This is a genomic window from Alcaligenes sp. Lyrl_28, from assembly GCF_051948705.1.
GTDB lineage: Bacteria > Pseudomonadota > Gammaproteobacteria > Burkholderiales > Burkholderiaceae_B > Alcaligenes > Alcaligenes ammonioxydans.
Map to the genome: position 1 here is coordinate 254693 of NZ_JAYJLG010000005.1, position 13713 is coordinate 268405.

General features: G+C 53.2%; 9 protein-coding genes. 4 read left to right on the top strand and 5 right to left on the bottom strand.

Annotated features, from left to right (window positions below; genetic code table 11):
• Nucleotides 1-606 precede the first annotated feature (606 nt).
• Entirely contained in the window at nucleotides 607-1464 is an 858-nt protein-coding gene (locus VF694_RS13430; protein WP_440164601.1) for a HamA C-terminal domain-containing protein, read from the top strand.
• 2 nt (nucleotides 1465-1466) lie between these two features.
• Nucleotides 1467-3560 (top strand): DEAD/DEAH box helicase, encoded by a 2094-nt coding sequence (locus VF694_RS13435; RefSeq protein ID WP_440164603.1) that lies wholly within the window; start codon nucleotides 1467-1469, stop codon nucleotides 3558-3560.
• An 89-nt stretch (nucleotides 3561-3649) separates the two neighbouring features.
• Here the strand turns inward: VF694_RS13435 and VF694_RS13440 are convergent, their stop codons facing one another.
• From VF694_RS13440 to VF694_RS13460, 5 genes are all read right to left on the bottom strand, one after another.
• Nucleotides 3650-5524, bottom strand: coding sequence for a TniQ family protein (locus VF694_RS13440; RefSeq protein WP_440164605.1), 1875 nt, complete (start codon nucleotides 5522-5524; stop codon nucleotides 3650-3652).
• Complete coding sequence (locus VF694_RS13445) at nucleotides 5521-6558, bottom strand: TniB family NTP-binding protein (RefSeq protein ID WP_440164608.1); 1038 nt, start codon at nucleotides 6556-6558, stop codon at nucleotides 5521-5523. The genes VF694_RS13440 and VF694_RS13445 overlap by 4 nt, the downstream gene beginning before the upstream one ends.
• The gene (locus VF694_RS13450; protein WP_440164610.1) at nucleotides 6545-8518 is read right to left on the bottom strand and encodes a hypothetical protein; all 1974 of its coding nucleotides are present in this window, start codon (nucleotides 8516-8518) and stop codon (nucleotides 6545-6547) included. The genes VF694_RS13445 and VF694_RS13450 overlap by 14 nt, the downstream gene beginning before the upstream one ends.
• The gene (locus VF694_RS13455; RefSeq protein WP_440164612.1) at nucleotides 8499-9047 is read right to left on the bottom strand and encodes a TnsA endonuclease N-terminal domain-containing protein; all 549 of its coding nucleotides are present in this window, start codon (nucleotides 9045-9047) and stop codon (nucleotides 8499-8501) included. The genes VF694_RS13450 and VF694_RS13455 overlap by 20 nt, the downstream gene beginning before the upstream one ends.
• 319 nt (nucleotides 9048-9366) lie before the next feature.
• Complete coding sequence (locus VF694_RS13460; protein WP_440164614.1) at nucleotides 9367-9792, bottom strand: helix-turn-helix domain-containing protein; 426 nt, start codon at nucleotides 9790-9792, stop codon at nucleotides 9367-9369.
• A 1224-nt stretch (nucleotides 9793-11016) separates the two neighbouring features.
• Here VF694_RS13460 and VF694_RS13465 point away from each other — a divergent pair.
• Nucleotides 11017-11244: a helix-turn-helix domain-containing protein gene (locus tag VF694_RS13465; protein ID WP_440164616.1), complete on the top strand. Its 228-nt coding sequence runs from the start codon at nucleotides 11017-11019 to the stop codon at nucleotides 11242-11244.
• Nucleotides 11245-13683, top strand: a complete 2439-nt coding sequence (gene hsdR, locus VF694_RS13470; RefSeq protein ID WP_440164618.1) for an EcoAI/FtnUII family type I restriction enzme subunit R — start codon at nucleotides 11245-11247, stop codon at nucleotides 13681-13683.
• Nucleotides 13684-13713: the final 30 nt, after the last annotated feature.

The following is a 13713-nucleotide window of genomic DNA, read 5'->3' on the forward strand; positions in this document are numbered from 1 at the left end:
CCAAGGAGCCTGAATCTTCAGGGTTCAGAACTGGATCGCCATCATCAAAAAAATGAGCCCCAGCAAGAATGCCAGGGCCCATTTTGGGTACCCACATCAACACAAGGTTTTTCACGAATTCCTGAATGCAGAAATTGTGAACACCGTCATCTGTAGGATCCGATTTCAACTTAGATCCGCAACTTTCAAAATCAATGCACTAGAAACGTAGAATCGGACAGTTTTGATCGTTTTGTCCCAAATTTTTAGATTTTCCTACTTGGTGCAGCTATTGCTGCGGGCTAACCATCTTGCCAGTGCAGATTGGCAAATATTCAATAAAACCCTGGGACAGATGATGGCCCATCCCTTATATAAAGAAGTATAGCTCATCACCATAACTGTCATCCGCGGGCTTGGCTAATCGACACACGCGCTCGCCTCTTGCTTTTGAGACACTTCGGAATCAAAATAAGCCTCTAAATGTACAAACCTGCAACAGTGGGCGACCAATAACAATGTAGTACAGACGGGAGGCGTAGTGTCGGAAATAAGTGTGCAGCGTGGCTACTGTTCCTCGCGTGGTCTAGGCGACCGTTTCTGGTTTACCAGTCACTTTGCCGCGCAATGAAGGCAAATGAGGGGCTTCCAGCCCGACTTCTGACGCAGCTTCAATCCGACGGCAAACCTTGGTCTCATGAAAGCTATTGCGCTGGATTTGAAGTTAAGCAATGGCGTTGCAACGCCTTGGCCGACCATGTCGTTGAATGGCTACCTGACTATGCGCTTAAAGAAGACGAACTGAACGTCAATCACGGGAACATGTACGTGCGGCTCAAAGAAGCAGCAGCACGTGTCTACGCCACCGATAACTATGGGAAGCGCGGTGAGCTAGGGGAGATCGCTATCCACGCCATCTGTAGAGATTTCTTTGGGACGATACCGCTCGCGCCTAGAGTCTTCTACAAAACATCGTCTAACGATGTAGTGAAATCCTTTGACATGGCGCACATTCGATACACAGATGACGCAAAATTCGAGATTTGGCTTGGAGAATCGAAGTTCTACAAGAGCGGTGCAGAAGCAATTGCATCCGCAATAGAATCTATCAAGCAACATATTGACGCCGGTTTTCTCAATCACGAGAAACTGCTGCTTGGGCCTCAGGTTTCTAACAAGCTTCCCCATTTTGACCGTATTCGCGAGCTGCTCGCTAGACAGACATCCTTGGATGCTCTGTTTGCCAGCGCTGTGTTCCCTGTATGCATCGTCTGTGATAGCAAGGCGGTCGCATCTCATAAAGAATATTCGGATTCCTATCTAAACGCTGTGCGAGAAGAACTGCTCACGCTCAGGAAAAAGATAGAAGAGTCTGATCTCCCAACAAAGATAAAACTGCATCTCATTTACCTGCCGATCGATTCAAAAGACCAGCTGGCAGCTGCATTCGATAAACGACTCAAAGGCTTAAACCCCAAAGACTGATCATGCACATCTCCACTGAAGATTGGGCTCACATCTCCAGCTTGCAGGGCAACGCGCTCAAGGGAAGGGTCTTTGAGCTCTTGCAGGAGGTTTCGGTTTCGCTCCAGTCTGACGCGGCAGACGACCCAGGTATACTTGAAGTCGTCCCTCGCTTAGCAGAGATCATCCCTGCACGTGCGGAACTTGCGACTTACAGGGAACCGTTCAGCGCACTGGCGCGGGCTTGCGGCCTTTGGAACTACATCGACAAAGAAGCCGCCGCAGAGCCAGATTTGCTTCTTGCGGAAGCGGTTACGGTCCCAGAACTTGACAACATCACACTGCACCGCGAACAAGTAGAAGCATTGAACGACTTGCTCGCTGGTCGTAACTTGATTCTTAGCGCTCCCACCAGCTTTGGCAAAAGCCTTCTGATCGACGCATTACTGGCTTCAGGAAAATACAAGCGTGTTGCCATCGTCTTACCTACGATCGCACTACTAGACGAGTTTCGCAGGCGACTGCGGAGGCGCTTTCGTAACAATTTCTCTGTGGTCATGCATCCTTCCGACACCGCTGACCCAGAAGTACCTACGATTTTCCTAGGCACGCAAGAACGCCTTATACATCGCGGAGACCTTGGCTCGCTGGATCTTACGGTTGTTGATGAGTTCTACAAACTTGATCCCGGTCGAAAAGATGATAGGAGCCTTACGCTTAATGCAGCCGTTTACAAGTTGCTGAATCGGTCCAAACAATTTTTCTTCTTAGGTCCAAACATAGATGGCGTCCGCTTCGCCGAGGGCGGAAAGTGGAAATTTGAGTTCTTACGGACCAAGTTCTCGACTGTAGCTGTCGATACCTATGATCTGAGAAAGTCGGGCGACAAGGAGAATCGCCTTTTAGATGAAATTGGTGACGATTCCAATTGGCCTGCTTTGGTCTTCGTCTCGTCGCCCGACCGGGCAAACAAGATTGCCAACTTAGCGGCAAAGGGCATGGCAGTTTCAGATACCGCCGCCGCTTTCTCTCAATGGCTAGCGGATAACGTCGGAGCGAAATGGGCTCTCGTCTACACCGTTAAATATGGATTCGGAGTGCATCACGGCCGTCTTCCTCGCGCAATAGCCTCCCAAATGGTCAGGCTGTTCAACGACAAGACGTTACCAGTCCTGTTCTGCACCTCTACATTGATTGAGGGTGTGAACACTGCCGCCAAGACGGTCCTCATCTTCGACAAGAACATTAACAAGGCACCCTACGACTTCTTTACGTACTCAAACATCAAAGGTCGAGCTGGCCGCCTTGGCCAGCACCACGTCGGCAAGGTGTTCTTGTTTAACGAGACTCCGGAGCATGAAGAAATGCAGGTCTCACCTACGTTGTTTGCAGACGAGGAATCAGCTCCTCTCGATTACATAGTGCAGTTGGAAGAGCAACCTGCACGCAAAGCAACGGATGATCGAGTCACAGCTGTCCGTGATGCGCTCGGGCTCGAACCTGCCGGCCTGAGGCTAGCGGCCTCTCTTGGTCTGGAGAGTGCACATGCGATAAAGGATGCTGTCGTAAACGCTCTGAGAGCCGGTACAAAGATTCAGTGGTCTGGCCATCCAACATATCCCGAACTTCAGGCTGTAGTGAACGTAATTTGTGCGGTCCGCAAACCCACTGAGTTTGGGGCGTTTAAACCTAACCAGCTGACTTACCTAATTTATGCGCTAAGAAAGGCGCCGTCGATGAGGGAGTTTCTGCTGGAGCAGGACGCCAATTATCAGGGCTCGCCCGAAGGCTACGACACAATTTTCCGCTTCCTTCGCGCTTGCGAGTACGGCCTTCCTCAGTGGTTCTCGCTAGTCGAAGCATTCGTCCGTTCGTTTGGTGGCGGTGCCGACTACACGTTCTTCGTTCAATCGCTTAGCAGATGGTTCAAACCAGAAGAGCTAAAAAACCTAGACGAAGAAGGCATCCCAATCCAAATCTCTGAGCGTTTTCATGAAGGCGAAGGCAAGGAAGCGCTTATTGAGAAGTTAGCAGAACTTGCTCAAAGCGGCTCTAATCAATTGTCACCGTTCGAGCGTGATTGGATTTTGGCTGCTTTGGAGCTCAACGCCCCCTAGATGACATCAATTGACCCAGGCAATGCCACCGTTCGGCGCTCACGCTGGCGCAGCTTTGTTCTCTGATTAGATTGGTCACCAGTCATCGGTCACCGGTGCGCGGAGTTAATTGCACTGGAGTCCATACTTGGCAGAGAAACATTCAATGTTGCCAAATAATCTAGCAACTCTCGGCTCCGGGCATAGAATATCTTCCCGCACTTCTCCAGTCCCTGACCAGATGCCGGCACAATTCCTTGCTCTGATAGCAACGCGTTGACTTTCCTGGAAGTGGTTTTGAGCGCCTCAGAGATTTCCGTGGCAAACACGTACGACTCCTTGAATCGTTCAAACTCCACGCGACTGACTCGCGCCCCGCAACCCCTGAGGGTACGAAGCTTTTCTGCTGGAATAAACTCATTCCTGACGAGCCAGTATGCCACCTCCTGTTTTAGGCCCAGCAACTTGGCTACCTGCGGCACGCTCAGCCAGTTCGACAGCTCAGGATTGCGGCGCTGTCGCCAGATCTTGATTGACTGGCTGTCAAAGATCCACCTGGCCAGCCCGACAGCACCATTCAACAGACCTTCAAGCTCGATTTCACCATCTCGCACAGCCTCGATCAGATCGACGATCTCATTCTCGCTCCACGCCCAATACTTCAAGACATGAAACAGCGACACCTGTAGCTCTTCGGGAATGGCCAACACAGGTAGACCCTCACCGATTGCTAGGTAGCGCTCGACATCCTGTCGACTGATTCGCCATGGCGGAAAGCCATACTCGCTCAAAGGACGATACGCGGAGGGGAACAAAAGCCTGAGCAATTCTCGCATTCGGACCTTGCCCAGTCCGAGATATTCCATCGCAGTGGTCAAATCGACTTCGGAAAGATCAGCGTGCGTGAGCTCATCGACCTGTTCTTTACGGATTAACAGAAAGCGCCGGCCTGTAGAGCTGTAGGATTCATGACCATCGATCACCCCCTCCGAGACAAGCCGCCGAATACGCGCTACTCGCACGCCTAACCGCTCGGCCGCTACGTTGGCCGGAATCCAATGGACACGATGCAGTAACTGCCCGGCCAGTCTTCGGTTTCGAAGTGCCAAACCTCCACGCCAGTTTTCCACCAACCACTGCTCGAAAGCGTACCGCACTGCATCGAACGCAGGCTCTTTTAATCCCTTGTACAGATAGCTGTAGGCCCTCTGGAACAGCTTTGGTAGCCCAACCTTTTTGCCGCCTGACCGCTCCTGGATTTCTGAAAACCGCACATGAAACGCCGTTGGCCAGCCAGACAAGATCGCTGCCGCAACTGACGTCACAGGCCACGAGACTTCCATGCGACCCACGTTGCTCAATTTCAGAGACTTGGACACCCCGGCAGGATCCAGATGCATACCAAGATATCGAATCAACCGCTGGGTCTGGTCCACATTAAGATCACGCAGTGGCTCCGGCATGTCGGCCGCACCGCGCCCTGTCAGTTTCCGCGACAGGACCTGGGACAACTGCGTTACTTCAGCTGGTGCCAGGTGGGATGGCTCCGCACGTAGATCTGCACCACAGCCACATCGAACGACCTGTGAACGGTGCCAGGACACTGGCTCATGGCATGACGAACAGCGGTCAACCATCCACACCCCATGCTGGGCGCAGGCATCATAAAAGCACAACTCCCACTCTGCTCGCCAGGATGGTTCCTCGTTGAGACATAAAGGACAGAAGCGCGAGTAGCGCATATTCCATACTCGCGATGTCTTCTGCCTCAATGTGGCAATGTTCTGCACCCAGGCCAGCAACGTTGGATCCAGGCCACGCTCTGGCAGCAAGTGACTGCGCAGCAGTGCATCGGCATCGTACGTCACACCAAGATCCGGCAGATCGGAATACTCCAGCCTGTTCGCCTCGGCCAAGCGCAATAAGTATCCGTTGGGCCCCTCGGTGCGATAGGGAGCCAGCTTGATCAACAACCCGCCTGTCATTTTGCTACCTTGACGGCGTTAAGGCTGATCCGCCTGGCTAAAGCCGAGCCTACCGGATCATGGCGGGTGTGTAAGTAAAACACCTCTCCGCTGCGATCTAACGACCTGAGATAGGATTCCGGATGAAAAGGATTGAGCTTGTCCGGAACTTCACGCCAAACACGGTCGCGGAACCCAGCGGCCAATACATCAAGGTCAACTTCTTTGAGCCCAAGGTTGGCCGCAACACTGATGGCACCTTCCAGTATCTTGCGAACGTAATCCATCAGGCCATGACTGGCCACGAGCATTCTCCGAGCCATATTAGCCTCGTAAATCGGCGTTTCGAACGGTACCGGAAGATATTCCTGAAGCAACTTCAGAATGCCGCGAAATTCGGTGAAATCCTCAGTAGTCGCGCCATCGAACGGAGACAGCGCAAACCTGGCGGCAAAGCGCCTGGCCAGCTGCTCGTTCGCATCCACCACGGACTGCGCTTCCGGCAAGCCGCAAGCCACTACCGCGATATTCGTCAAGCTGATCAAGTTCTTGAGCCAATCAGTGACATCCCGAAAATGTGTAATGGTCGGAGCGTAGAACAGATGGTGAAACTCATCCAGGATCAGGAGCTCCACACCACAGCGTTCGAAGAGCTCGTGAATCAAGACGGTCTTTTGCGGACCGCTTCCCCGATAGGCTTTCGGATAGCCGAGTGCGATTAGAATCGCTTCCCCTAAACTTTTGGCGGTAGGAGATGAAGGAACCGTCACAACCAGCACTGGAATTTTGGTACTCCCCAGCGTTGATTCGCGTTGAAAACGGCTGGCGTACGATGAGACGAGCACGGTCTTGCCAGCGCCTGCTGGCCCCGTAATCAAAACGCCACCTCCGCTGCCCTTGACCTGCCGGGCATGGTGAAGCTCAGCCATTTTGTACAGGCCGGTATTGAAACGTCGGTGTTGAATCGGGTCGGAAATCAGCCGAAACCCATGTAATGCCTCGTGTTCGCTACCGGCCCGAGGAGCGATCATATGGATGAGGTCAATGGGCTTCATGCTGGGCTCCTTTTGTGAACACGCTCAATGTTGGCAACACGTCATCGAGGCCTGAGGGAAGATTCTCGGGTAGCTCAGGCGCCAGTTCTTTGACGGGTTTTCGTGCCTTGGCCAAAGGATCCTCGTTGTTCAGCACAGCCTCGCTGTCATGCATGAGCAAGCCGCCAGCGTTTTTGCGTACAGCCATTTTCTTGTTCTTGATCGCTTGCTCGATGATTACTTCCAGCTCTGCACGGACCTCGAGCATTTGAGCGGAAGAAGCGTTGTCGCCAAATTGCTGCTTTGCCCGCTCCCGTATCAGGCGATGGACCTCCCTGGGCAGATTGTTTGCGTAGGCCGGATCAACACAAGGAACCTCCAGATATTCCTTTGCCATTGGATCGAAGACATGGATGAAGCTGATCGAATGCTCATAGAACTTCAGCTCAACCACTATGTTCTGGCCAGATTGACGCCGCAGCTCTTGTAATTGACGGCTGTTGTAATGCTGCCCTTCAAGCTCAATGCCGTAATGAAAAAGTGTGCGTTTAGCCGGGATGCCACTGATCACTTCAAGCTGTTTAGGATAAAGCGGCAACTCGATGGAACGCCGTCCGGCCAGTTCGGACCACTTCGCGAGCGGGGTTGCGCCAATTCCGCGATGTGGGCGTACCAGGTAGATGTCGACAATCCATTTAGTGATCAAGTGAACAAGGTCTGTAAGCGTGATCGCTGCAAGGTTCTCAGCGGGATAGTCCCCGCGCTCACCGACATTGGAAAACGTAGTGCCAGGCAGCCGATGGATCAGGCCTTGATTCATCGTCCTGAAAAACCGCTCAATGCTGCCTTTGTGTTCCGGCGTACGGGCGCCACAAAAGAGCATCTGGATACCCATCTCTTCGCACGCTTTCTGCAACCCAGAGGCATGAAGGTCCATGCCGTTGTCGATCGCAATCAGATCAGGAATCCCTTGAGCCGGCCATGTGCCTTTGATATCTGGGAAACGAGCCAACCATTCCGTTTTGGGCAGAATCGCTCGTCGCAAGCATTGGAGTACTGAGTGGGCGCTAGGCGTGTTGAAGCTCAGGTAAAAACCCATGATCATCCTGGATGCCTTGTCGGTCGCTAGCGACAGCCAAGGTCTACCCATCTGTAATCCCGTCACCGCATCGATTACGATCAGGTCGATCGGGGTATGGTCGATTTCAATGCGCTCAAGGATCCCGCTGACCTTGAGCCCACCTACTGCGATGCGATATTTTGCGCGGGCAACCTCGGCACCCAGACGAGCACCGTCCACAATATCTTGGCGAAGACCATCGAGCCAACGATAGACGGTTGAACGGGCGGGGCACCGTATATGCAAATCTGGCGGCAAGGACGCATTCAACGAATTAGTGTGACGCAGCACACGTTCATAAACCGCGGACTTGGGTTGTTTTTGCAAGGTGAGGTAAACGTCGGCGACCGCCTCTTCGAAGAGGGCGTAGCGATCCCCATGGTACGGTTTTGCACGACCTTTTTTTTGAGGGATCAACGCATGGACCGATTTTGTTGTGCGATACCTGCGCCACCAGTTCTGTACGGACGACGGACAAGGTGGCTTTGTATCTCCAGTATCCGCTGCATGCGCATCAATGAGCTTTTCCCATAGAACCGGGTTGTAGCGATTCTTTTCAGGATCAATCGCCAGTAGATAACCTAGCTTGCGCAACGCAACTTTTTGCTGATGGGCTGTGTACGTAGACAAGTCTCGCGGCGTCGCCAAGTAGGTTGCATTGGCTAAGGTGCCCAGGCAAGCCTCATCAATTACCCATTCCCCTTTAAGCCACTGGGCGTTTAATTCGTCGGGGAAGAAATTCCGAATTTCGCCGGCATCGGAGATCAACTGATATTTTCCGGTGGCCAGCAAACGCTCCAGCGTCCAGCGCATCTGGCCCTCGATGAAGACGAGACCGCGTTTATAGGTAAAGCGAATCATGTGCGACCTCCTTTGCGTTGAAGACCATGAGATCACCCTGAAGCGGGCTCGCGAGGTCGCACACCAGATTGCCCAAGGCGACTTGCTTCAATAGGACATCGCGACCTACCGAGGCTTCCAAGGCGTGCCAGGGTTTGCCATGAAGGCCGATGGGCAAGGCTTGAGGCGAGGCAGCCGGTTTTGCACGCAATGGGCTGAGCGTTTTCAAGTTGGAATGCAGCGGCTCCTTGCGTGCATCAAGTTCAGTAATGACACGAAAATGCTCGTCGCGGTGCTGGGCGTAATGCGTCGCGATCTGCTGAAGTTTCTTGGCGATTTTGGGAGAGTCGAGTTTTGCGCTGGGCTTGACCTCAATGTGTACCCGCGGGCCTGAAGTCAGCCGTGCCTCGAAATCCGGGTAGTAGTCCCGCATAGCTTGCCCGTCACTGTAGACAATCCGCTCCGGTTGCTCTTGGTAGCTTTGAACTCCTCGGGAGAACTCTAGCAACAGGATCACGTCGCGCTCGATCAGCGACTCAAATGCCACCATCCGTCCTAATTTTCGCGATGGGTACCTACCTCTGAAGTGCCGGCCACTTCTCGTGATTACTCGTCTGGATAACATGTTTGCTTTCTCCTGGCGGCAGGCAATAGGAGGTTCTGCGCCTGTCCGCGCATAGTCGTAATTCGGTGAACCACGCTGAAAATTCGGGCAAAAGTGAACCCCCGCGGAGTTCAAAACTCGCGAAAAATCAGTGTGGAAAGGGAATCCGGCCTTGACGCCTCGGAGGGAGCAACGGATACTGTAGCTGTCGACTCAGTATCAATTGCTACATCGGAAGGCGGGCCTCACAGGCTCGCTTTTTCGTTTACGTCATCACCACCTCCGTTTGGCCAGCGGACATGTTGGCTGCACCCTCCTCAGGCACAGTTTTGAAAAAAGTTTGTGGAAGCGACAAGACCTGCCGAATCATTTTGATTTGCACGGGGTGCAGTCGCCCGAGCTGGGGCTCCAGCTCCCGCAGCAGCTCATATTCTTCCGCCGGGGCCGAGCAAGGCAGCGAAACCTGGCGCTTGGATTTGCGCAATGCTTCTTCGAGCTCTACGCGCTCGGCAGCGCTAAGCTTTAACACCCGAATCAAGCGGGTGACAAAATCTTGTTTTGGGGGGCCTTTGGCGCTGCGTTCGAGTGCGGAGATATAGCTCTGCTCATAGCCGAGCAGCTCCGCGGCGTCTTTCTGTTTAAGACCTCGCCGGCAGCGTAGTTCGCGAAGGTAGGAGGCAAACGGGCTCATCGACAATGCGACCATATTCGCGGTCAAAACACGCCCGCAGTCATACCCGCCCACATGCCGAGACTTTTCCTCATACCCTTTTCCTTCAGATAATAATGGACAAAAGAGTACTCGCCTTCGACAGAAAATTCAATAAGTCATTGATTATAAAAAGAATTTTAGTATAATCAAAACATGCACTTTGTCTACTTCGAGAGGGTTTATAGCAACAATTTTGCTAGCTAGTAACAGCAGTACACGTAAAACACAGACACGTGGCTTTTTCTGCCCGGGCGGCCGCTCCTCCCACCTCAGATCCCGCCTCAGCCTAGTAACTGGAAATTTTGGACAGAGCGACCGAGGACGCCTTGCCGGCGTAAACTTCCCTTCGATGTCTGAAAAGTACTCAATTACCCAGCGACGCTGGGTAAAAATGTCTGAAAAGTAGTTGATTACTGTTTGTTTTGTCTGAAAAGTAGTGAATTACTGCCTGCTATGTGAACACTAGAGCCTGTTATGGGCTTATCGGAGTGCCACAGTGTGGGTGGAAATCATAGTGGCCAACGGCTTGCCCCGTGGCTTATGGTTTTTCAGCAAACCCAACATTGCTTCAAATCGGAAGCTTGTTCGTTTCCTCGACAAGAGCCGTAGCTTTATCATCCCAGAATCGGATTTCTCATGGTAAGCATAGGTTTTTTTCACATTTTCAATTCAACAGAAGGTTGTACGAAAAATAGGAAACGTAAACGCCAAGTGAATAAACGCTTGAGCCTAGAGCTAAAAGCCTGGGAATGGGGACCATACGGACAATACGGGGCCGAAAGGTCGAGCTTGTAATTTACCCGTCATCGCCGATAGCGGGAATGCTGGCTCGTTTAGCGACGCGGCATGATGTTCCGTATCGATTTGAACCTATTGACTAATGTATAAAAACTGACCTATGCAGCCCTGCTAGTCCATAACAGGCTCTTCATTCAGCCTTTGCCATTAATGGATACGCTAGTAAAAGCTTCTCAGGGTCATCATCATATGCTAATGACTTATTAATTAAGCCCTTAGACAATTTGGTGCAGCATCGCCCCACATCTCACCCACTGATCCTCGCGGAAATTCATCAGGGCCGGCCAAACCAACAATTTCACTGGACTACTCAACCCAAGGTCAGGGATAGTCCACTATAAGTCATTCTGGTAGACTGCTGACGATTTTGAACGACTTTGAGGCTTTAACCAGAGAGCCAATGCCATGAATTCCGAACCGTGGGTCACAGCAATCGATGTCGCTAAGCATCTGGGCGTCGTAAAGGACACCGTTTATCGCTGGCGGGAGCACAAGGGCCTGCCAGCGCACAAGATCGGTCGGCTCTGGAAGTTTCAGCTCTCCGAGGTTGATGCATGGGTGCGGGCGGGAGGAGCTGACGAAGACGATGCGCACGACAGGTTAGATACCGGCCGCCACACATCAGGGGGATGAATGGACAAGTACCAGCTCAGTGAGCGCGATATCTGCACCAAGTTCATCACGCCAGCTATTGTGCAGGCGGGCTGGCAGCAGCATCAGTTTCGCGAGGAAGTGAATCTCACGGACGGTCGCGTCATGGTGCGCGGCAAGCTTGCGGCACGCATTAAGAATCCCTATGCCAAAGGTGGCCCTAAGCGCGCGGACTTCGTTTTGTATGCCCGGCCCAACATACCGATTGCGGTAGTCGAGGCTAAGCAAGCGCGCTTTTCGGTCGGCCACGGCATGCAGCAGGCACTGGCCTATGCCGAGATGGTAGATGCCCCCTTTGCCATCAGCAGTAATGGCGACGGCTTCCTGCTGCACGACCGCACTGGCCTGACGCAGCCCAGCGAGCGCGAGCTCTCACTCAGCGAGTTTCCATCACTGGACGATCTTTGGCCGCTTTATCAGCAATGGAAAGGCCTTGTTGAGCCTGCCGCAGTTAAGCTAATTGAGCAACCGTTCTACACCGACGGCAGCGGTAAGGAGCCACGCTATTACCAACGCGTCGCTATCAACCGTGCCATCGAAGCCATCGGCAAAGGACAGCAGCGCGTGCTGCTGGTAATGGCCACCGGCACCGGAAAAACCTACACCGCATTCCAGATCATCTGGCGTATGTGGAAAGCCAAGGCGAAAAAACGCATCTTGTTTTTGGCCGACCGCAACATCCTGGTCGATCAAACCATGCAGCAAGACTTCGCCCCCTTTGGCGAGGTCATGCACAAGGTCTCGAACCGCGAGATCAAGAAAAACTACGAGATCTATCTTGCCCTTTATCAAGCGGTCACCGGCAAGGAAGAATGGAAGCAAATTTACAAGCAGTTTCCGGCCGATTTTTTCGATCTTGTCGTTGTTGATGAATGCCACCGTGGCAGTGCCGCAGATGATTCAGCCTGGCGCGATGTGCTCGAATACTTCAGCAGTGCCACACACTTGGGCCTGACGGCTACGCCGAAGGAAACCAAGGAGGTCAGCAACATCACCTACTTTGGCGACCCAATCTACACTTACTCGCTGAAGCAAGGTATCGAAGACGGCTTCCTCGCACCCTACAAAGTGATCCGAATCGCCACCGATGTCGATGCCGTGGGTTACACCCCCGAAAAAAACAAGATCGACAAACTCGGCCAGGCGGTGGAACAGCGCCAATACAACACGAAGGATTTTGACCGCACCCTGGTGCTGGAAAAACGCACCAAACTCGTGGCCAGCAAAGTATGGGAATACCTCAAGGCCACCGACCCAATGGCCAAAACCATCGTGTTTTGTGATGACCAGGACCACGCCGAACGCATGCGGCAAGAGCTGGTCAAGCTCATCCCGGCAGCTGCCAGCAACCGCCGCTACGTCATGCGCATCACCGGCGACGACAACGAGGGCAAAGCGCAGCTTTCCTACTTCATCGACAACGATGAGCCTTACCCCGTCATCGCCACCACCTCCAAACTGCTGACTACCGGTGTGGATGCCAAGACCTGCAAACTCATCGTGCTGGACCAAAACATCAACTCGATGACTGAGTTCAAGCAGATCATTGGCCGTGGCACCCGCCTGCGCGAGGACTACCAAAAGCTGTACTTCACCATCATGGATTTCAAAGGCGCCACGCGCCTGTTCGCAGATCCAGATTTCGACGGTGAGCCGGTGGTGATTTACGAGCCCACACCCGACGAACCCATAGTGCCGCCGGACATTACCAACCCACTTGGCATTAGCGAACCCGAGCCCCCTCCCTATGGCCCTGGCCCGAATGGTGGTGATGACACGCCACCCGGCGGCAATACGGGCGGAGCTGGTGGCGGCGAAGGCCGCCTCAAATACGTGATTGACGATGTCAACGTGCGCGTGGCGGTGGAGCGCTCGCAATACCTCGATGCAGATGGCAAGCTCATCACCGAGGATTACCGCGTTCTTTTGAAAGACGACATCAAGAAAGCGCTTCAGGCTGAGTTCGGCAGCCTGACCGATTTCCTGCGCCGGTGGAACAGCGCTGAACGCAAGCAGGCCATATTGGAAGAACTCGCCGATCACGGTGTGCCGATCGAAATCCTGCAACAGGCCGTGGCCAACGGCAGCGAGCTGGATGTGTTTGATCTGGTCGCCCATGTTGCCTTCGACCAAAAACCGCTCACCCGCCGCGAGCGCGCCAACAACGTGAAGAAGCGCGATGTGTTTGGCAAATATGGCGAGCAGGCCCGTGCCGTGCTCGAAGCTCTACTCGATAAGTTCGCCGACCACGGCGTGCAGGACATCGAAGACGCCAAGGTACTGGAACTGCCGCCGTTTGACCAGTTTGGCAGCAAAACCCAGATCCGGCGCGGCATCTTCGGCAGCGTCGAGCAATATACCCAGGCCGTACAAGAGCTTGAACAAGCGCTCTACGACCAGAATGAATTGAAACAGGCTTGAGCAAGCATCAGGGCACGTAAATCGAGAACC